Origin of the sequence: Rhodococcus sp. USK10, assembly GCF_019378875.1 — a bacterium.
In the GTDB taxonomy this organism is placed as follows: Bacteria; Actinomycetota; Actinomycetes; order Mycobacteriales; family Mycobacteriaceae; genus Rhodococcus_F; species Rhodococcus_F pseudokoreensis.
This window is the reverse complement of record NZ_CP076048.1, coordinates 2,311,185-2,330,326: the sequence shown is the minus strand read 5'-3', so window position 1 is coordinate 2,330,326 and position 19,142 is coordinate 2,311,185. Positions and strand designations below refer to the sequence as shown.

The following is a 19,142-nucleotide window of genomic DNA, read 5'->3' as shown; positions in this document are numbered from 1 at the left end:
CCCGCATGTTCGTTGCGGGCGGGGCGCTCGGGGTGGCGATCCTGCTGGTCGTGGTCCAGGGGGTCGCATCCGTCCAGGGTTTCCAGGGTCCTCTGGAGAGCCTGTTCCGCGATTACGTCCTGACCCCCAAGTCGGCGTCCGTTCCGTGGGCCGGCCTCGCGCTCGCGATGGTCGGGCTCACCAACCGGCAACGCGTCGTCGCACTGTCCGCGGCTGCGGGCATCGACGTGGTGGTCGCCGCTGTGCGCTACCTGTCGGGTGGCCCGCTGACCGTCGGGAACGGCGCGACGTGGGTACTCACCGCGGTGGGTGTCTACGCCGCGGTCCGGTGGACCGGCGAACAGCGGCGCAGCGCCCTGAAAGGTGTCGGGCTGGGTGCGCTGCTGATTCTCGCGACCAAGTTCGGCGACGCCTGGCTGCAGGTCACGATCATGGCCGGGCCGATGGTTCTCGACGAGTTCGCCCAGCTCGCGGATCACGCGCTGGGAAGCCCGTCGTGGCACATGGGGCAGTTCGTCGACGCGCTCGGTCCCGTCGGTTACGGCATCCTGCACTGGGTCTACATCGAACTGCCCGTCGCGGCCATCGCGGTGGCCGTCTACCAGTTGCGGAACGGTTGGCCCTCGCACTACCTGGTGCGCACGTTCCTGCTGATCGGTCTGGTCGGTCCCGTGTTCTACGTGCTGTTCCCCGTGGTCGGTCCGATCTTCGCGTTCGGCACCGAAGGTCAGGGGTTCCAGGTCAGCGACTACTGGCCGAACCTCGTCCCGGCACCCGACTTCGCGCCCGAACCCCTGTCGTTCGATTCGACGACTCCGCGCAACTGCATGCCGAGCCTGCACACGGCGTGGGCCCTCGCGCTGTTCGTCCATTCCCGGCAGGGCGCCTGGTGGCTGCGGCTCGGCGGCACGTTCTGGCTGGTATGCACCCTGACCGCGACCCTCGGGTTCGGCTACCACTACGGCGTCGACCTGGTCGCCGGAGCGGTCCTGTGCCTGACCATCGAATCCGCGCTCCGCGACCCCGAACGGGGGTGGGGCTGGTTCCGGGTCCGCCTCGTCGGCGGCGGCGCGCTGGTGCTGGCGGGACTGCTGCTCAGCTACCGCTACCTCGCGGTGCCGATGGGCCGATTCCCCGAGGTGTCCGGGCCGCTCGTTCTCGGTGCCCTCGCCGCGATGAGTCTCGGCTTCTACGCGACGTTCTTCGCCCGGCCCGACACCGCGCTCGCCCGGTGGGGCAGCGGCGCGAAGGCGGAGGTCACGGACGTTCTGGTGGCTCCAACTCGTTGATCATCAGCAGCCCGTCCTGATCGCGCTGCTCCCGGTACGCCACCCGGCCGACGCTGTGCGCGATGACCGGCGCGGTGAACAGGGTGAAGATGCCGACGAGGATCAGCATCCAGATGTCGACGTTGCCGCGCAGTTCGAGGACGGCGCCCGCGAGAACCATGATGAGACCGACTACCTGCGGTTTGGTGGCGGCGTGCATCCGGCGCAGGGTGTCCGGGAACCGGACGATGGCGATGGCGGCCGTCAGCGCGAGCAGCGACCCGCACAGCATGAGGGTGGCCCCGATGACGTTCAGCACGGTGGTCACGACTTGTCACTCACCCGGAACCTGGCGACCGAAACCGAGCCGATGAACCCCACCAGCGACAACGCGACGATTGCGGGCACGATCGTCGTGTCGCCGGTGTACGCGGCCCACACGGCGAGTCCGCACATCGCGAGCGCGATCAGGGTGTCGAGGGCGACGAGGCGATCCAGTGAGTTCGGACCGTCGAGCAGCCGGAACGTCGTCAGCACCCCGGCGACGACCAGGACGATTCCGGATATGACCGATACGACTGTCATGAGCTGCCCTCCTGAGCGGGGTCGTCGTACTGCTGGTCGCGGTTGTGCCAGGGACTCGGTTTCCAGTCGGAGTCCCGTTCGAACGCCTCGATGAACAACCGTTCCAACTGCGCGACCGTGCGGTAGAACTGGCTGACCGCCTTCTGCGAGCCCATGTCCAGGACGTGGACGTAGACGATCCGCCGGACCTGATCGATCTCGAGGACCATGGTCCCGGGGATGAGGTTCAGCACGTCGATGCACAGCGTCAGCACCAGGTCCGACTTGATCCCCAGCTGGTATCGCAGGACGCCCGTGACGGGTGGGGGGCCGGGCCGGAGTGCGAGCCATGCGATCTGGAGGCTGGACTGGATCGAGTAGAACACGAACATCACGGCCAGCCGCAGCAGTGGCAGGAAATGCACCCGGCCCTCCACCGGCACCCTCGGCAGCGGCATGAGCACCATGATGATCGCGCCGACGGCGAGTCCTCCGAGGATGTTGCCCCAGCTGACGTTGCCCCACAACAGGATCCACACCGACATCAGCCACAGCAACGCGCCGAACTGGAGAATTCTCTCGCGTTTCATCGCGGTGCCTCCTGCGCTTCGCCGCCGGGGTGACCGCCGAGAACGGCGTCGATGTAGATGGACCGGTTCTGCAGATCGCTCGCCGCACGATCGCTGATCTGGATGATCTGGCCGGCGAACACCGTCATCGCCAGTCCTACGGCGACGAGGGCGACGGTGGGGATCAGCATCATCGCGGGGATCCGGCCCACGTCGGCGCGGTCGTCGAACGCGATGTCGGCTTCGGACTCGTCGAGCAGCGCCGACGGGCTGACATCCGCGAGGTCGCCCTCGGGGGCGTCGGCGCGGGCCCGCCAGAACGCCTTGGTCCACACGCGTGCGACGACGTACAGGGTGAGGAGGCTGGTGACGGTTCCGCCTGCGACGAGGATCCACGCCAGTGCGCTCGCGTCCGCCGAGCCGGCCTGCAACAACGCGACCTTGCCGATGAACCCGGAGAACGGGGGAATACCACCGAGGTTGAGGGCCGGGATGAGGAACACGATGGCCAGGACGGGGCTGGCCGCGGCGAGCCCGCCGAGACGCCGGAGCGACGAGGACCCGGCCTGGCGTTCGATCAGACCGACCACCAGGAACAGCGTGGTCTGCACGAGGATGTGGTGAGCCACGTAGTAGATGGCACCCGAGAGCCCCGACTGCGTGGACAGCGCGACACCGAACACCATGTACCCGATGTGGCTGACCAGGGTGAAGGACAGCAGACGTTTGATGTCGCTCTGCGCGATCGCACCGAAGATGCCGACGAGCATCGTCAGCAGGCCGCACACCATCAGAACGTTGTCGAGTTCGCCCTCCGGGAAGAGCAGCGTGTGCGCGCGGATGATCGCGTACACACCCACCTTGGTGAGCAGGCCCGCGAACACGGCGGTGACCGGGGCCGGCGCGGTGGGGTAGGAGTCGGGCAGCCACGTCGACAGCGGGAACACCGCGGCCTTGATGCCGAACGCCACGAGCAGCACGCCGAAGATGGCGGTGCGGGTGCCGGACGGGATGCCGTCGAGGCGGGTGGCCATGTCGGCGAGGTTGAGGGTGCCGGTGGCCGCGTAGGCGAACGCGATGCCCGCCAGGAAGATCAGCGATGACACCATCGACACCATCACATACGAGACACCCGCGCGGACGCGGTCGGCGCTCGCGCCCAGCGTCAGCAGCACGAAACTGGCGGCGAGGAGCACCTCGAAACCGACGTACAGATTGAACAGGTCGCCCGCGAGGAACGCGTTGGAGATGCCCGCCGTCAGCGCCAGATACGTCGGCAGGAAGATCGAGACGGGCTGATCCTCGCTGCCGTCGCGGATACCCTGACCCACGGCGTACGCCATGACGGCGAGCAGCACGATGGACGAGACCACCAGCATCATCGCGGACAGCCGGTCGACCACCAGCGTGATGCCGATCGGCGAATCCCAGCCGCCCACCTGAACGGCCGTCGTCCCGTCGCGGTCGGCGAGGAACAGCAGCAGACCGGACACGACGAGGACGCCGATCAACGCGACGAGCGTGATGATCCGCTGGGCCCGCGGACGCCGACCGAGCACCAGCGTGGCCGCGGCGGCGAGCATCGGGACAAGGACGGGCAGCGGCGCGAGCGCCGTGATGACGTGCGGGGAAATGGTCACGACTTCTCCCCGATCCCGGCCTTGTCGATGTCCTCGTCGTCGTCGAAGTCACCGTCGTGCAGGTCTTCGTAGCATTCGAGGTCTTCGAGGTTCTTCAGTTCGTCCAGGGGAATGGGGTTTCCGTCCTTGTCGAAGGCGTCGCCGCTGAAACTCGGCTCGCCGGTGACCGGGTCGTCGGAGCGGTCGCGGTCCGGGGCCTCGGCGGGAGACCGGCGCCGCAGGACCTTGGTGTCCTCGGGGTCGTTCTCGACGGCGTCCTGCGTGGTGATCTTGAACGACCGGTACGCGAGCGCGAGCACGAAGCCCGCGATGCCCATCGTGATGACGATCGCGGTCAGGATCATCGCCTGAGCCAGCGGGTCGGCCATCGACTCGTGAATGGACTCGCGGCCCACGATGGGCGGATTGCCGTCCGGCCCACCGGACGTGAGGATGAGAAGGTTGATGCCGTTGCCGAACAGCAGCAACCCCAGCAGCATGCGGGTGATGCTGCGCTCGATGAGCAGGTAGACGCCTGCGGACACGAGGACGCCGATGATAACGAGAAATCCGAGGTTCGCGCTCATTACTGGTTCACCTCGACCTGTGCGTCGAGACGTGCCCCGAGACTGCGGAGAACGTCGAGTACGAGTCCGACCACGATGAGGTACACACCCAGGTCGAAGAACAGGGCGGTGACCATCTTGACGTGACCGATCACCGGAAGCGTCACCTCGAAGACCGCGGACGAGAGCGCGGGGGCGCCGAGGAACAGCGACGCCAGCGCGGTGCCCGCGGCGAGCGTGAGCCCGAGCCCCAGGATCTTGCCCGCGTCGATCGGGACGGTCTCGCCGAGTTCGTACCGCCCGCCCGCGAGGTACCGCAGGACCAGCGCCAGACCGGCGGTGAGGCCGCCGGCGAAACCGCCGCCGGGTGCGTTGTGGCCGGAGAAGAAGAAGTACACCGACAGCACCATGATGGTCGGGAAGATCAGCCGGGTCGTCACCTCGAGGACGAGCGAGCGGTGTTTCGGATCGATGAGGTCGCCGCCGAGCAGCCACGTGGTCTCGGAATGCGAGGCCGAAGACTCGGCCGCCACCGCGGGGGCGTCGGCCACCCGGGGGGCGCTGCCGAAGCGGCGGTTGCGGAACACCAGGCTCGCGACACCGGTGGCCGCGACGAGCAGCACCGAGATCTCGCCGAGCGTGTCCCAGGCGCGGATGTCGACGAGCAGGACGTTGACGACGTTCTTGCCGTTGCCGAGGTAGTACGCCGCGTCGGGGAGCCGCTCGTAGATCGGCACCGAGTTCCGCGCGTTGATGGCGTACGCGCCGATCGTGGTGATGGTGGCACCGACCGCGACCGCCAGAAGCGCCCGCGGAATCTTGAATCCGATCGCCCGGCGCTCGTCCACCTCGGCGGGCAGTTTCCGGAACACGAGGACGAAGATGACGAGGGTCAGCGTCTCCACCAGGAACTGGGTGAGCGCAAGGTCGGGGGCGCCGTGCAGAGCGAACAGCACACCGCAGCCGTAGCCGCTGAGACCGACGAGGATCACGCTGGCCAGACGGTTGCGCATCACGGTCGCGGCGAGTGCGGCCGCCACCATCATCAGTCCGATCACGAACTGCACCGGCGAATCCCACAGGCGCACGTCGGCGCCCGTGTCGGTGCCGACGACGAGCAGCACCAGCGGCACCACCACCAGGGTCCCGAGGATGGTCGCCTGGGTCAGCGGCAGCGAACCGCGCTGGGTGGCGCCGGTCAGCCGCATCGACAGGGCGTCCATGCCACGCAGCGTCGCGTCGTAGATGCGGTCGGCGTTGCCGAGCGGGGGATGCTCGAATCGCAATCGGTTGACCCAGCGCTGCGCCACGAAGAGCGCGGTGCCGACGGCGAATACGAGCAGCGTGAGCAGCAGCGCGGTGTTGACGCCGTGCCACAGCGCCAGGTGGTAGTCGGTGGCGGCCTCCGCGGGCAGCGTGCGCGAGTACGGCGTCAGCAGCTTCTCGAGCTGCGGCGCCGCCAGTCCCGCTGCCAGGCTCAGCACCGCGAGAACGGCAGGCGCGGCGAGGAACAACGGTCCGGGCGCGTGCATGCCCTGCACGGCCGGGCTCGGCCGCGCGAGCCGCTTGCGGCCGAACGCGCCCCACATGAAGCGCACGCTGTAGGCGAGCGTCAGGATCGAACCCAGCACGACGACGCCGACGGTGGCGATCCGCGCCGGGTCGGCGAGGACGGTCGTGTTCAGCAGGGAGTCGAACGCGGCCTCCTTGCCGACGAACCCGAGGAACGGCGGCAGCCCGGCCATGCTGGCCGCGGCCAGCGCGGCGAACACCATCAGCGCCGGCGCACGATTGCCGAGGTGCGCGAGTTTGCGGATGTCGCGGGTCCCCGTCGTGTGGTCGATGATGCCGACCACCATGAACAGCGCGGCCTTGAACATCGCGTGCGCGACGACCATGGTCATGCCCGCGAGCGCGGCGTCGCGGGTGCCGAGACCGACCAGCACCATCATGAAGCCGAGCTGGCTGACGGTGCCGAACGCGAGCACCAGTTTGAGGTCGAAGGCGCGCATCGCCCGCCACCCGGCGAGGACCATCGTCAGCAGGCCGAGCGTGATGATCGTGAACCGCCAGGGCGCCGCGTCGGCGAAACCCGGCGACAACCTGGCCACGAGATAGATACCGGCCTTCACCATCGCCGCGGCGTGCAGATAGCCGCTGACCGGGGTCGGGGCAGCCATCGCGCCGGGCAACCAGAAGTGCAGCGGGACGATCGCCGACTTCGACAGCGCACCGATGAGGACCAGCACGACGGCGACACCGGCGAGCCAGCCGCGAGGTGCGACCTCGATCAGTTCGGACAGGTTGTACGTGCCGCTCACCTGACCGAGGATGATGATGCCGACGAGCATCGCCAGACCACCCGCGGTCGTGACGAGCAGGGCCTGCGTCGCAGCCCTGCGACTGGAGGCGCGTTCGGCGTAATGCCCGACCAGCAGGAACGACAGGACCGTCGTCAGTTCCCAGAAGATGTACAGCAGCAGCATGTTGTCGCTGGCGACGAGCCCGAACATGGCCCCGGCGAACGCCACCATCTCGGCGGCGAAGATGCCGAGACGGGGTTCGTCGTCGGTGAAGTAGCGGGCGCAGTAGACCAGGATCAGCGTGCCGATGCCGAGCACCAGCACCGACATGATCGCGGCGAGCGGATCGAACCAGAAGTCGAGGTCCATCGACAGGCCCGGGGCCCACTCGACGGACACGGTCTGTACCGTGCCCCAGTTCGCGATCACCCATCCCAGTGACACCAGCGGGACCAGAGAGAGGGGGTAGAAACCGTTGCGGCCGAACTTGCGCACCACAAGCGGAGCCAGAACGGCGGCAACGGCATGGGCGAGCAGAACAGCAAGCAAAAGGCACTCCGTCGGGGGTCAGCGGGCGGCGGGGTGTCGGAACGAAACGAACCGAGTCGTGTAGACCGTTCGCTTCGCTAGCGAACTGGGCTACGGGTACATCCTACTGGGTCGGTTATTCGGACCCACAATCGCGGCAAATCGGACTAATGGGGCGCACTGTGTTATGGGCGCGTGTCATGGGTGCGAGGTTATGGGTGCGTGCCCGCCTGATCTATCTTGGGTCGGTGCCCGCCGAGATCCGAACCGCCGCGCTCGCCCACATCCGTGACCGCAAACTCCTGCAGACGCGTTCGGTGGGGAAGACCGCGTTCTACATGGCAGGCGGCAAAATCGACCCGGGGGAGAACGCCGAACAGGCTCTGCACCGCGAGATCCGGGAAGAACTCGATGCCGGAATCGTCGACGGGACCCTCGAACGCCTGGGAGTCTTCGAGGCGCCCGCGTACGGACATCCCGAGGGCACGGACCTGCACATGACCTGTTTCCTCGCCGAACTGAGCACCGAGCCGCGGCCGACGAGTGAGATCGCCGAACTGCGGTACTTCACCGTCGACGAATACGCGGCGATGCCGGACGTCGCGCCCGGATCGATGCTCGTGTTCCGCCGGCTGCAGTCGCTGGGCCTCCTCGACTAGGTGAGTGGCGCGGTGCCCTCCGGTGCGCTGTGGCGCTCACGGAGCGAGTAGACACAGAACGCGACGACGAGCAGCATCGCGACACCGGCGAGATGGTCGGACGCGGCGGTCGAGGCCGGCGACGACGGCAGACGGTGTTCGCTGGGCGCACCCGAGTAGACCACCCGGCTGCGGGGGACCGTGGTCGCCGCGACGAACACCAGCGACGCGAACGGCAGCGCCAGACCGAGCACCGCGACGGGGGCCGAACCCGGCAGCGCGGAGGCGAGCGCGAAACCCGTCCCGCCGCCCATGACCGCCAGCCGGAGCAGGAGCGCGACGCCGTCGTTGCCGAAGTCGGGGGAGATGGTGGCGACCAGCGGAACGACGGCGGCGAGACACAGACCCCACCCGGGCCGTCGCCACTTCGGCGGAACCCTGACCGCCACCGCCATTCCCGCGACGAGGGCGACGACGCCGACGGCCAGCAACGCCGGCGCGGGCGTCGTCACCCGCGGGGTCCGGAGGTCGTCGAGGACGAGCACGGCCGCCGCGGTGACCCCCGTCGCCGCGAGGAGGAAATGTCCGTCGATCCCGGGGAACCGCCGCCCGATCAGCACGGTGACCCCCAGGATCACGGCGAGCGAGAACGCCACGATCAGCCAGACCGTCAGAGGTTCGCCGAATTCCTGATCGTCGATCCACGCCCCGAGCAGCCGGTTGAGCAGCGCGAGTCCCAGGGCCCCGACCAGCGCGGTCAGCAGGGTCTTCCGTTCGGGGCGTTGCACCCGGAACTGTGACCGCGCCAGCACCGCCGACGCGAGCGTGAGGACGAGAACGCCGATCAGCAGCCACTGCGGAGGTTCGCCGATCGCCGAGGTGCTCATGCTCGTGGGCTCGACATACGCGGCGTCGCCGCGCGGCAGTTTCTGCACACTCGCGAGGAGGAACGCGCCCGCGACCCCGAGAATCAGCGCCAGCTGCGAAGCCCAGCGACCCCACACCGCGGCGACCGCCGCGCCCAGCAGGAACCCGGCAGTCGCGGTCTTGGCGAAGTGCAGGGCGATCAGCGTGTCGACGCCGCCGGCGCCGGGCACCGCCCAGCGCGCGCCGATCAGGATGACCGCGCACACCGCGGCCAGAAGCCACGACACCCGTCGGGAACCCGACCGTTGCAGACCGCCCACCGCGATGACGGCGAGAACCAGGGCCACCACCACACCCGTCGGCTGGCTGCTGATCCACCGGTCGATCTCGCGATCCGAGGCGTTGATCGTCCACGCCCGGTTGCGGGGATTGGTGAGGACGAACCCGGCCAGTGCGCCGGACGCGAGAGCAGCCGCGGCCGACAGGGGTTCCCGGAAGTCCATCTGCTCACGGTACTCGAGCGGGTAGGAATGGAAATGGCGAACCCGATGTTGGCATCGAAGGCGTGCCCGAGAACGATCCGATCGAATACCCCGAGGCGAGGAGCCCCCTATGACGTCGATCAACGAGAAGGCCACCACCCTGCTGGAGCTGCACCGGCCCGGCAACCCCGTCATCCTGCCCACCGTGTGGGATGCGTGGTCCGCGAATCTGGCTGTGTCCGCCGGGTTTCAGGCGCTGACGGCCGGAAGCCACCCGGTGTCCGACTCGATCGGCAAGCCCGACAACGAGGGAATCACGTTCGACGAGCTGCTGCACCGCATCTCGCAGATCACCGCTGCGGTGGAGCTGCCGCTGTCGGTCGACATCGAATCGGGATACGGGCTCGAGCCCGCCCGCCTCATCGAGGGTCTGATCGGTGCGGGAGCGGTGGGTCTGAACATCGAGGACACGGTCCACAGCGAGGGCGGACGTCTCCGCGAGCCGCAGGAGCACGCCGACTTCGTCGGAGGGTTGCGGCAGGCCGCCGACGCCGCGGGCGTCCACGTGGTCGTGAACGCGCGGACCGACCTGTTCGTGAAGCAGGTGGGCGACGAGTCCGACCGTGTCGACCGGGCGATCGCGCGACTGAAGCTCGCCGCCGAGGCCGGAGCCGACGTGCTCTACCCCGTCGGCCGTCACGACGACGCCACCCAGAAGCGGCTCACGTCGGAGCTTCCGCTGCCCGTCAACGCGATCGGGCTGCCCGATCAGGACGATCCGGCGAGCTTCGGACCGCTCGGTGTCGCGCGGGTGAGTTTCGGCCCGTTCTTCCAGGCCGCCCTCGCCGCACACGCGGCCACGCTGCTCGGCCGCTGGTCCTGACCCGTGAGTACTTGTCAACCGCCGGCGGTTGACAAGTACTCACGGGCGCGACAGCGCATACGCCTTCAGGTGCGCCACTTGCTCGGGATCGAGTGAGGGGTGCACCTTTTCGCGTGCCTCGGCCACGTCGGCCGAGGTGACGTCGGCGGCGTCGATGTTCCGGCGCATCGCGGCCAGCGCGGCTTCGCGCAGCAGCGCCGAGCAGTCGGCGGCCGAGTAACCGTCGAGATCGTCCGCCAGCGCGTTCAGGTCGACGTCGTCGGCGAGGGGGACCGCCTTCCCGGACGTCCGGAGGATCGCGCGGCGGGCGTCGCCGTCCGGCGGCGGCACGAACACCAGCCGCTCCAGGCGGCCGGGGCGCAGCAACGCCGGGTCGATGAGATCGGGCCGGTTGGTGGCGCCGACGACCACCACGTCGCGCAGCGGTTCGACGCCGTCGAGTTCGGTGAGCAGGGCGGCGACCACCCGGTCGGCCACCCCGGAGTCGGAACTCTGGCCGCGGCGCGGCGCGAGGGCGTCCACCTCGTCGAGGAAGATCAGCGACGGCGCCGAATCCCGTGCCCGCTGGAACAGTTCGCGGACCGCCTTCTCGGACGCGCCCACCCACTTGTCCATCAGCTCGGCACCCTTGACGGCGTGCACACTCAGATGTCCCGAACTGGCCAGCGCCCGAACGAGATACGTCTTACCGCAGCCGGGCGGGCCGTAGAGCAGCACTCCGCGCGGGGGATCGACACCCAGCCGGGCGAACGAATCCGGGTGCTGCAACGGCCACAGCACCGCCTCGGTCAGCGCCTGCTTGGTCTCCACCATGTCCCCGACGTCGTCGAGGGTGACGCTGCCGATCGCGAGTTCCTCGCTACCCGAACGCGACAGCGGACGGATGACGTCGAGCGCGCCGAGGAGGTCGTCCTGGGTGAGCGCCGGCTCGACGGGTTTCCTGGCCGCGCGGGACGCGGCGCGCAGGGCGGCTTCCCGGCACAGCGCGGCGAGGTCGGCGACGACGAACCCCGGTGTGCGGGCCGCGATCGCGTCGAGGGCGATGCCGTCGCTGGGGACCTTCCGCAGGAGCAGTTCCAGCAGGGCCCGGCGGGTGGAGCCGTCGGGCAGGGTGAGGGCGAGTTCGCGGTCGCACAGGTCCTGCCCGCGCAGCCGGGTGTCGACCGACTCCGGGTGCGCCGACGTCGCGACGAACGCGACCCCGACGGTCTCGACCGCGCCGCGAAGTTGCTCGATGATCAGCGCCGACACCGGTTCCGGGGTGGACGGCAGCAGGGCGTCGATGTCGGTGATCAACAGGACCCCGCCGCTGCGGACCGCCTCGACCGCCGCGGTGACCCGCTGCAACCGGGAGCCCGCCTCGAGCGCGCCGGCACTCGGACCGTCGAGTTCGACCACCCGCCGTGACGCGAGAACCGAACGGGCGAGCGTCGCCTTCCCGACTCCGGCGGGCCCGGTCACCAGGACACCTAGATGGGGCGAGGCCCCGAGAGTGCGGAGCAGTTCGGGTTCGTCGAGGGCCAACCCGAGCCACTCGGTGAGTTTGGCCGCCTGGGTGCGGGCGCCGACGAGGTCCTCGGCCGGGACCGGGGGCACCTCCTCGGCGGTCCGGACCGGCGGCGCCGGCAGCCGCGACGGCGACGCGGTCACCGTCGCGCGCACACCCTCACCCCACCCGACCGCGGTGTTGGGCTGCACACTCACCGGACCACCGGCCGGGTCGACCCCGGTCACGGTGAGCAGTTCGGACGTCCAGGCGACCCCGAACGTCCGGGACAGGGCCTGGGTAGCGGGGGCGGTGCTGGTTCCGGGGCCGAGGTCGCGGGGCAGCAGCGACACCGTGTCGCCGACGGTGAGGACCTTCCCGAGCAGGGCGTGACGCAGGGTGACGTCGGAGACGGAATTGACGGCCAGATTGGAGCCGCTGACCGTCACCGTCTTCCCGCCGTACACCGTCACCGGTGTCACGACGACCGTGCTGTTCTCGGACAGCCCGGCGTTGGACAGCGTCACGTCGTCGAGGAGTGCGGTGCCGGTGGGGGTTCCGGCAGGCGCGCGACCGGCCACGGCGGCGGTGCGGCGCGCACCGATCAGGGCGATCGCGTCCCATTCGCGCAGACCGAGCGCGGCCAGGGCTTCCGGATGCAGCCGGACCACGCCGCGCCGGGTGTCGGCGGCCGAGGTGTTCAGTCGGACTGTGAGCGCGAGTTCCGGTGAGGTCACGCCGTCGAGCCTACGTGCGGGAGCGACCTACCGGGCCCGGGGACGGCGCAGTCCGAGCCGTGCCGCGGACCGCCTGCCGCGGGCGTCGGGCTGACGCCGGATGGCCCGCCGCTCGGACGGCTTGATGTCCCACGTCTCGGGCCGCGCGGCCACCCACCGCTTCGAGTGGACGGCAAACGGAATGTGCCCGAGGTACACCGCGACGAGGACGATCAGCAGGATGTACGGGTAGGTGACCAGGGCCGCCGCCGCCAGCGCCACGAGGACGAGCAGACCGGCCGCCATGTGCGGGGGCACGGACACCGTCTTCAATGCGAGCGTGGGGATCCGGCTGACGATCAGCGCCGCGGAGAACACGGTCCATGCCACGACGACGGGATACGACGACCACCAGCCGTCGCCCCACTGCGCGGCGGCGGCCAGCGGGGCCAGCGCGACCAGCGCGCCCGCCGGCGCCGGGACACCCGTGAAGTACTCGTTGGCGTAACCCGGCATGTCGTCCTCGTCGAGGAGCGTGTTGAACCGGGCCAGCCGCAGCACGATGCTCACCGCGTAGATCAGGGCGATGATCCAGCCGAAACTCTGGCCGTCCAGCAGCGTGACATAGAGGACGAGAGCCGGGGCGACGCCGAACGAGATGGAATCGGCGAGCGAATCCAGTTCGGCGCCCATCTTGCTGGTGGCGTCGAGCAGTCGCGCGATCCGCCCGTCGAGCGAGTCGAGGACCGCGGCGGCGCCGATCATGGCCAGCGCCGTTCCCAGATCCTCGTCCAGCGCGAACTTGACCGCGGACAGCCCCGCGCACAGCGCGAGGATCGTGACGACACTCGGCAGGAGCCGCACCGCCTGCTGGGGTCGTCCCCTCCGCTGTTTCTTCGCGTTGGCGATCACGGCAGTTGAGCGATGACGGTCTCGGCGCCGATCGTCCGCTGTCCCCGCTCGGCGAGCAGCGTGGTGCCCGCCGGGAAGTACGTGTCCACGCGGGAGCCGAACCGGATCAGGCCGTAGGTGTCACCGATCGGGAGGGTGTCGCCGACCTTCGCGTCGCAGACGATCCGGCGGGCGAGCAGTCCGGCGATCTGGACGACGGCGACGTCGTGGCCCTCCGCGGTGTGCAGCAGCATGCTGTTGCGTTCGTTGACCTCGCTGGCGTCGGCGAGGTCGGCGGAGAGGAACTTGCCCGGCCGGTGGACGACCTTTTTCACTTCGCCGCCGACGGGGCTGCGCTGGACGTGCACGTCCAGCACGGACAGGAAGATGCTGACCCGGGGGAGCGGTTCGGTTCCCATGTCGAGTTCGGACGGCGGGACCGCGGAGTCGACGAGCGCGACCTCACCGTCGGCGGGTGCGACTGCGACGCCGACACGGTTCGGCGGAACGCGGTGCGGATGCCGGAAGAATGCGGCGCAGGCAGCGGCGGAGGTCAGTGCTCCGCGACGGACCCACTTGCGGTTGCGGCCGAGGACGGCCACGCCGAGTGGTGCGAGGACGAAGGGCAGCCCGGCCGGATGCAGGGGCGGAACTGCTCCGCGGACGAGGTCGACGATGTGCCCGACGCTCGTGGCTTGCGGGGTTCCGGGGGGTGTGGGCTTGCGTGCCACGGGCTCCTCTAACTGTGTTCGGACGGACGTGCTGCCTGCGCGCCATCGCGCCGCACCCACAGATTACGTGAGCGCTTCCGGCTGCAACGGCATCAGGAGAGAGTACGCACTCGCGGGGTCCGATGTGTGAACGGATCGTGGCCGGATGGCGAGGGGTGTGATGGGTCCACCGACCCGGAACGTCAACTGCTCGCCCGGCAGCGCGTCGACGGCTTCGAGGAGAAAACCGGCATTCACCTGCACGTGGAAGCGGACGGGCTGCTCGGTGCCCGGGTGGCCGACGACGATCTCGCCCGACTCGAGAACCCCCAGATCCACCCGGTCGCCCGCGTCGGCCAGAAGTGCGCGCAGGGTCGCCGAGGAGAAGGTGTGTTCGATTCCCGGGTCGCGGGGCGACAGGCCGCGATGGTCGGGGAAGGCGCCGACGACGAGGCCGGTGGTGAGCTGTTCGCGGCCGCAGCGGAGAGTGATGGAGTCAGCGCCCACGACGACGGTCACCGTGCGGTGGCGTCGCAGCAACCCGGCAGCGACGTCCAGGAACGCGCACGGGACGACCACAGAGATCGGGTCAACCGGCGGTTCGAGGACGGCCGCTGTTCCGACCGCCAGCCGGTAGCGGTCGGTGGTGACGAGCCGCAGCACGTCGTGGTCCGTCTCGAAGAGGCAGCCGCGCAGTACCGGGAACTCCGACTCGGCGTCGGCGGCGAACCGCACCGCACCGACCGCGGCGAGGAGGTCGGCGGTGCGGAGTACGACCGTCAACTCTCGGTCCGCTCGGGCGTCGAGCAGGCGGTGAATCTTCGTCAGTTCGCGGCGGGCGTCGTCCAGCCCCTGCTCCAGCCGGCCGAGATGCCGGTCCAGAAGTCCGTGGGCGTCGCTGCCGCTCAGCACGGCCACCATCTCCTTCACCGGCATCCCCACCCGGCGCATCGCGGCGACGAGGACGGCGGCGTCCACCTGCCGGTCGGTGTACCAGCGGTACCCCGTGCGCGGGTCGACCGCGTGCGGGGTGAGCACCCTGGCCTTGTCGTAGAACCGCAGCGCGCTGACCGACAGCCCGGACGCGCGGGCGAGTTCACCGATGCTGAGCACGGCCCCCACTCTGCCCCGGCGGTCCGACAGTCGCGTCCAGTTCGGCGTGGAGTCGGGCGATGCCCCCGCGGATCATCCGTCCGTAGCCGTCGTCCGCGAGGTGTTCGCAGCTCTGCGCTGCCCGATCGAGATGGTGGCGCGCCTCGGCCGACTGGCCGAGGGCGTGATGAGCGGCCGCCACGTTGAGGTGCAACGACGGGTAGAAGCCTGCGACCGACAGGGACGAGTGATGCTCCTTCGCGCGGTCGTCGGTCAGCGAGTCGGCAGCATCCAGGGCTCGCAGGTCCCAGCGCAGTTCCTCGGCGGGGTCCGTCTGGACGTCCGCCATGTAGTGGGCCAGCGTGACGACGTGCAGCGGGTCCGGCGCGGTGTCGCCGGAGCCTTGGAGGGCGTCCCACACCTCCTCGAAGATGTGCCGGGCGCCCTCCCGGTCACCCGCTACTGCCCGTTCCTGCCCCTGCGCGATCCTCGCCATGACGGCGTCCGGTGTGTCCATGCAGACAACGCTGAGGCCTCGACCAGGTCGAGGGTCAACCCGGCTACTTGCCCTCGGCGGCCGACTTGATCCGGGCGAGGGTGGTGTTCATGCCGTTGACGAGGTCGACCTCGAAGTCGTCGTTGCCGCCGAGGACGGTCTTGACGAGGAACTGCGACACCTTGGACGTTCCGGTCGGGGCTTCGCGGCGCTCGATGACCTTGGTTCCGCTTGCGGTCGGCTCGAGTTCGTACGACCAGATGGTGCGGTTCTCGAGGATCCGGAAGGCGATGGCCTTGTTCGGCTGAAACGTCACGACCTTCGACGTGGTCGGCCACACGAGAAGGCCCTTACGGTTGATGTTGACAGTTTTCGTGCCCTCTTCGACTACGCCGCCGAGGACGCGCATCTTGCGGCACTGGGGGCTCCACTCGCCCATCCGCTTCAGATCCGAGACGACTGCCCACACGTCTTGCGGGGTCGCGTCGATGTCGATGCTTGCTTCGAGGGTGGTTGCCATCGGCTGTCTCCAGTCAGGGAAGGTGGTACGTAAGGTAACAATTACTTTGGCGTCATGGTAGGCCCTGTGGCCAGAGGGCTGTGCGGTAGGTCACTGGATTCTCGTCCACACTGCAGTTTTCCAGCACTTCCGCGCGCCTCATCGGAACCGTGTAACCAAAGGGGCACGATTGGCGATGAGTCAATAGTGCGACGAACTGTCGCCGATGCAATGGCGCAAATTGGAAAGTTGTCGAGTCGGTGTTCGGAAGTGATCGGTAGTGAATGTTCATTCGATCCTGCGGTGGGACCGCAGCCCTCTCCCTCTACTCGAATCAGCCCGATTGCAAGGACGTCCGTCCTCGTGGCCGAGTGAAAAACTCGAACGTCTGATGACGCCACGCGAAATCGAGGAAGCTCTCCGCGGCCGGTCGTAGACACGGTCGTGGCTCCCGCAATCCCGTCACTCTCCGCCCGGACCCGGGGGAGACTGGGGTTGTGGGAGCCGAAGAGTGTGTCGTGGTCGGAACCGGTGCGGTCTCCGCCGAAGAAGTGATCCGGGTGGCGCGCCACGGCGCGCCGGTGCGGATCTCGCGCGACGCGATGTCGGCGATGGCGGAAACCCGCAAGCGCATCGAGGCGCTGGCCGAGGACCCGAAGCCCGTCTACGGCATCTCGACGGGGTTCGGGGCCCTCGCCACCCGGCACATTCCCTCTTCCCTGCGCACGCAACTGCAGCGCAGTCTCGTCCGCTCGCACGCCGCCGGAAACGGGCCCGAGGTGGAACGCGAGGTGGTGCGCGCTCTGATGCTGCTGCGGCTGTCGACCCTCGCCACCGGCAGGACCGGCGCCCGGCCGGAAGTCGCGCAGGTCTACGCCTCGCTGCTGTCGGCGGGGATCACTCCCGTGGTCCACGAATTCGGCAGCCTCGGGTGCTCCGGCGATCTGGCGCCGCTGGCCCACGTCGCGCTCGCGGTGATCGGTGAGGGCACGGTGCGGGACGCGGACGGGGAACTCGTGCCGGCCGCGGCAGCGTTGTCCGCTGCGGGGATCGCGCCGGTGGTCCTCGAGGAGAAGGAGGGGCTCGCCCTCATCAACGGCACCGACGGCATGCTCGGCATGCTGCTGCTGGCGTGCGAGGACCTGCGCGCGCTGCTGCGGCTGGCCGACGTCACGGCGGCGATGAGTGTGGAGGGGCTGCTCGGCACCGACAAGGTGTTCGCCCCCGACCTGCAGGCGCTGCGGCCCCACCCCGGCCAGGCCCGCGCCGCCGCGAACATGGTCCGGTTGCTCGCCGGCTCCGAGATCGTGCAGAGCCATGCCAACCCGAGTTGCACCGTGGTGCAGGACGCGTACTCGTTGCGGTGCGCGCCGCAGGTCGCGGGCGCCGCGCGGGACACCCTCGCGCACGCCGAGCAGGTGGCGTCGTGGGAACTGGCGAGCGCCGTCGACAACCCGGTGGTGACACTCGACGGGCGTGTGGAGTCGAACGGCAATTTCCACGGGGCGCCGGTCGGGTACGTCCTGGACTTCCTGGCCATCGTCGTCGCGGACGTCGCGAGCATGAGTGAGCGCCGCACCGACCGGTTCCTCGACGTCGCCCGCAACCACGGGCTGCCGCCGTTCCTGGCGGACGATCCCGGTGTCGACAGTGGTCACATGATTGCGCAGTACACGCAGGCGGCGATCGTGTCGGAACTGAAGCGGCTGGCGGCGCCGGCGAGTGTCGACTCGATTCCGTCGTCGGCGATGCAGGAGGACCACGTGTCGATGGGGTGGTCCGCCGCCCGGAAGCTGCGCCGGGCGATCGACGGGCTCACCCGGGTCCTCGCCGTCGAGGCGCTGACGGCCGCTCGCGCGCTCGACCTGCGGGCCCCGCTCGCACCGTCACCGGCGACGGGGGCGGTGCGGGACACGATCCGCGAGCACGTCGCCGGACCGGGAACCGACCGTCACCTCGCGCCGGAGATCGAGGCCGCGGTCGCCCTCGCCGCCTCCGGTGCGCTGGTCGCGAGCGCGGAGGTGGTGGTGGGGCGGCTGGACTGACCCCGTTGAAGTCTCGAGTCTTGCGAACTACCGTGGAATGCAGGAGATGGTCCGCATGACTCTCGCGGAGTTCGACGCACGCCGGAAGACCGTCGACACCGACCGTGGACCGGTCAGCTACCTCGATTCCGGCGCCGGCCGTGTGGCGTTCTTCATTCACGGCGTCGGGACGTCCGGCTACCTGTGGCGCAACGTGATCCGTCAACTCGAGGACGAACGACGGTGCATCGCCCTGGACCTCCCGCTGCACGGCCGCACGCCCGCCGCACCCGATCAGGACTTCACGCTGGGCGCACTGGCCGACGTCGTCGCGGCCACCTGCGACGCGCTGGGTTTGGAGAAGGTCGACGTGGTCGCCAACGACACCGGCGGCGCGGTCGCGCAGATCTACGCCGCCCGGCACCCCGACCGGTTGTCGACGCTGACGCTGACGAACTGCGACACCCACGACAACGTGCCGCCGAAGGCATTCCTGCTGGCTGTGCTGCTGGCCCGGGCCGGACTGCTCGCCCGCATTCTGCCGCCGTTGACGCGGAAGGTGACGAGGGCTCGTAAGCTGTTGTACGGCACCGGGTATCAGAACGTGCGTTCGCTGCCGGAAGAGGTCGTGGCGGCGTACGTCGAGCCGCTGCTCGGCACCCGCGACCGCGCGTTGCTCTTCCAGCGCTGGATCGCGTCTCTGAATCCGCGCGATCTGCTCGCGGTCGAGCCGGACCTCGCGGCGCTCGAGGTACCCACACTCATCGTGTGGGGCACCGGGGACCTGTTCTTCCGGACCTCGTGGGCCTACCGGCTCCGTGATCTCATTCCGGGTGCGCGGGAAGTCGTGGAGATCCGGGGCGGCAAGCTGTTCTTCCCCGACGAGCGTTCACGCGAACTGGTGGTCGAACTGCGCAGATTCTGGGCGGCCCGGTCCTGAG

At 69.3% G+C, this 19,142-nt stretch carries 18 protein-coding genes; 5 read left to right on the top strand and 13 right to left on the bottom strand.

Going from position 1 to position 19,142, the window contains the following annotated elements; genetic code table 11:
- Positions 1 to 5 precede the first annotated feature (5 nt).
- Positions 6 to 1,289 (top strand): phosphatase PAP2 family protein, encoded by a 1,284-nt coding sequence (locus I1A62_RS17830; RefSeq protein ID WP_219459302.1) that lies wholly within the window; start codon positions 6 to 8, stop codon positions 1,287 to 1,289.
- On the opposite strand, the gene mnhG is transcribed toward I1A62_RS17830, so the two are convergent.
- The 6 genes from mnhG to I1A62_RS17800 are packed head-to-tail and all read right to left on the bottom strand — an operon-like array spanning position 1,258 to position 7,438.
- Positions 1,258 to 1,596, bottom strand: a complete 339-nt coding sequence (mnhG, locus tag I1A62_RS17825; RefSeq protein WP_005264391.1) for a monovalent cation/H(+) antiporter subunit G — start codon at positions 1,594 to 1,596, stop codon at positions 1,258 to 1,260. The two genes, I1A62_RS17830 and mnhG, sit on opposite strands and share 32 nt — an antisense overlap.
- Entirely contained in the window at positions 1,593 to 1,853 is a 261-nt protein-coding gene (locus tag I1A62_RS17820; protein ID WP_005264390.1) for a monovalent cation/H+ antiporter complex subunit F, read from the bottom strand. The genes mnhG and I1A62_RS17820 overlap by 4 nt, the downstream gene beginning before the upstream one ends.
- Positions 1,850 to 2,422: a Na+/H+ antiporter subunit E gene (locus tag I1A62_RS17815; RefSeq protein ID WP_124396028.1), complete on the bottom strand. Its 573-nt coding sequence runs from the start codon at positions 2,420 to 2,422 to the stop codon at positions 1,850 to 1,852. Before I1A62_RS17815 ends, I1A62_RS17820 begins: the two co-directional genes overlap by 4 nt.
- On the bottom strand, positions 2,419 to 4,041 hold the full coding sequence (locus I1A62_RS17810) for a Na+/H+ antiporter subunit D (RefSeq protein ID WP_124396029.1): 1,623 nt from the start codon (positions 4,039 to 4,041) through the stop codon (positions 2,419 to 2,421). Before I1A62_RS17810 ends, I1A62_RS17815 begins: the two co-directional genes overlap by 4 nt.
- Positions 4,038 to 4,607 carry a Na(+)/H(+) antiporter subunit C gene (locus I1A62_RS17805; RefSeq protein WP_124396030.1) on the bottom strand — a complete coding sequence of 190 codons (570 nt, stop codon included), beginning with the start codon at positions 4,605 to 4,607 and terminating at the stop codon, positions 4,038 to 4,040. Before I1A62_RS17805 ends, I1A62_RS17810 begins: the two co-directional genes overlap by 4 nt.
- Positions 4,607 to 7,438, bottom strand: coding sequence for a Na+/H+ antiporter subunit A (locus I1A62_RS17800; RefSeq protein WP_219459301.1), 2,832 nt, complete (start codon positions 7,436 to 7,438; stop codon positions 4,607 to 4,609). Before I1A62_RS17800 ends, I1A62_RS17805 begins: the two co-directional genes overlap by 1 nt.
- A 179-nt stretch (positions 7,439 to 7,617) precedes the next feature.
- Between I1A62_RS17800 and I1A62_RS17795 the strand changes: the two genes are divergently transcribed.
- Complete coding sequence (locus tag I1A62_RS17795; protein WP_124396032.1) at positions 7,618 to 8,076, top strand: NUDIX domain-containing protein; 459 nt, start codon at positions 7,618 to 7,620, stop codon at positions 8,074 to 8,076.
- On the opposite strand, the gene I1A62_RS17790 is transcribed toward I1A62_RS17795, so the two are convergent.
- Positions 8,073 to 9,425 (bottom strand): hypothetical protein, encoded by a 1,353-nt coding sequence (locus I1A62_RS17790; RefSeq protein ID WP_219459300.1) that lies wholly within the window; start codon positions 9,423 to 9,425, stop codon positions 8,073 to 8,075. The genes I1A62_RS17795 and I1A62_RS17790 overlap by 4 nt on opposite strands.
- 109 nt (positions 9,426 to 9,534) lie before the next feature.
- Here I1A62_RS17790 and I1A62_RS17785 point away from each other — a divergent pair, with 109 nt between their 5' ends.
- On the top strand, positions 9,535 to 10,287 hold the full coding sequence (locus I1A62_RS17785; RefSeq protein WP_124396034.1) for an isocitrate lyase/phosphoenolpyruvate mutase family protein: 753 nt from the start codon (positions 9,535 to 9,537) through the stop codon (positions 10,285 to 10,287).
- 39 nt (positions 10,288 to 10,326) lie between these two features.
- On the opposite strand, the gene I1A62_RS17780 is transcribed toward I1A62_RS17785, so the two are convergent.
- From I1A62_RS17780 to I1A62_RS17755, 6 genes are all read right to left on the bottom strand, one after another.
- Complete coding sequence (locus I1A62_RS17780) at positions 10,327 to 12,510, bottom strand: AAA family ATPase (RefSeq protein ID WP_219459299.1); 2,184 nt, start codon at positions 12,508 to 12,510, stop codon at positions 10,327 to 10,329.
- 27 nt (positions 12,511 to 12,537) lie between these two features.
- Positions 12,538 to 13,401, bottom strand: coding sequence for a CDP-diacylglycerol--serine O-phosphatidyltransferase (gene pssA, locus I1A62_RS17775; RefSeq protein WP_124396036.1), 864 nt, complete (start codon positions 13,399 to 13,401; stop codon positions 12,538 to 12,540).
- Positions 13,398 to 14,111, bottom strand: a complete 714-nt coding sequence (locus I1A62_RS17770; protein WP_095862479.1) for a phosphatidylserine decarboxylase — start codon at positions 14,109 to 14,111, stop codon at positions 13,398 to 13,400. The genes pssA and I1A62_RS17770 overlap by 4 nt, the downstream gene beginning before the upstream one ends.
- Before the next feature lie 63 nt (positions 14,112 to 14,174).
- Positions 14,175 to 15,212: a MerR family transcriptional regulator gene (locus I1A62_RS17765; protein ID WP_219459298.1), complete on the bottom strand. Its 1,038-nt coding sequence runs from the start codon at positions 15,210 to 15,212 to the stop codon at positions 14,175 to 14,177.
- Entirely contained in the window at positions 15,187 to 15,699 is a 513-nt protein-coding gene (locus tag I1A62_RS17760) for a hypothetical protein (RefSeq protein ID WP_219459297.1), read from the bottom strand. Before I1A62_RS17760 ends, I1A62_RS17765 begins: the two co-directional genes overlap by 26 nt.
- Positions 15,700 to 15,742: 43 nt before the next feature.
- Positions 15,743 to 16,198, bottom strand: a complete 456-nt coding sequence (locus I1A62_RS17755; RefSeq protein ID WP_219459296.1) for an SRPBCC family protein — start codon at positions 16,196 to 16,198, stop codon at positions 15,743 to 15,745.
- Positions 16,199 to 16,674: 476 nt separating this feature from the next.
- Here I1A62_RS17755 and hutH point away from each other — a divergent pair, with 476 nt between their 5' ends.
- The gene (gene hutH, locus I1A62_RS17750; protein ID WP_219459295.1) at positions 16,675 to 18,222 is read left to right on the top strand and encodes a histidine ammonia-lyase; all 1,548 of its coding nucleotides are present in this window, start codon (positions 16,675 to 16,677) and stop codon (positions 18,220 to 18,222) included.
- Positions 18,223 to 18,277: 55 nt separating this feature from the next.
- Entirely contained in the window at positions 18,278 to 19,141 is an 864-nt protein-coding gene (locus I1A62_RS17745) for an alpha/beta fold hydrolase (RefSeq protein ID WP_219459294.1), read from the top strand.
- Position 19,142 lies beyond the last annotated feature (1 nt).

Excerpts from the sequence above, each read along its gene's own strand:
- I1A62_RS17830 (WP_219459302.1), top strand. The coding sequence starts at position 6 with ATGTTCGTTGCGGGCGGGGCGCTCGGGGTGGCGATCCTGCTGGTCGTG.
- I1A62_RS17820 (WP_005264390.1), bottom strand. The coding sequence starts at position 1,853 with ATGACAGTCGTATCGGTCATATCCGGAATCGTCCTGGTCGTCGCCGGG.
- I1A62_RS17815 (WP_124396028.1), bottom strand. The coding sequence starts at position 2,422 with ATGAAACGCGAGAGAATTCTCCAGTTCGGCGCGTTGCTGTGGCTGATG.
- I1A62_RS17805 (WP_124396030.1), bottom strand. The coding sequence starts at position 4,607 with ATGAGCGCGAACCTCGGATTTCTCGTTATCATCGGCGTCCTCGTGTCC.
- I1A62_RS17795 (WP_124396032.1), top strand. The coding sequence starts at position 7,618 with ATGGGTGCGAGGTTATGGGTGCGTGCCCGCCTGATCTATCTTGGGTCG.
- I1A62_RS17790 (WP_219459300.1), bottom strand. The coding sequence starts at position 9,425 with ATGGACTTCCGGGAACCCCTGTCGGCCGCGGCTGCTCTCGCGTCCGGC.
- I1A62_RS17785 (WP_124396034.1), top strand. The coding sequence starts at position 9,535 with ATGACGTCGATCAACGAGAAGGCCACCACCCTGCTGGAGCTGCACCGG.
- I1A62_RS17760 (WP_219459297.1), bottom strand. The coding sequence starts at position 15,699 with ATGGACACACCGGACGCCGTCATGGCGAGGATCGCGCAGGGGCAGGAA.
- I1A62_RS17755 (WP_219459296.1), bottom strand. The coding sequence starts at position 16,198 with ATGGCAACCACCCTCGAAGCAAGCATCGACATCGACGCGACCCCGCAA.
- I1A62_RS17745 (WP_219459294.1), top strand. The coding sequence starts at position 18,278 with ATGACTCTCGCGGAGTTCGACGCACGCCGGAAGACCGTCGACACCGAC.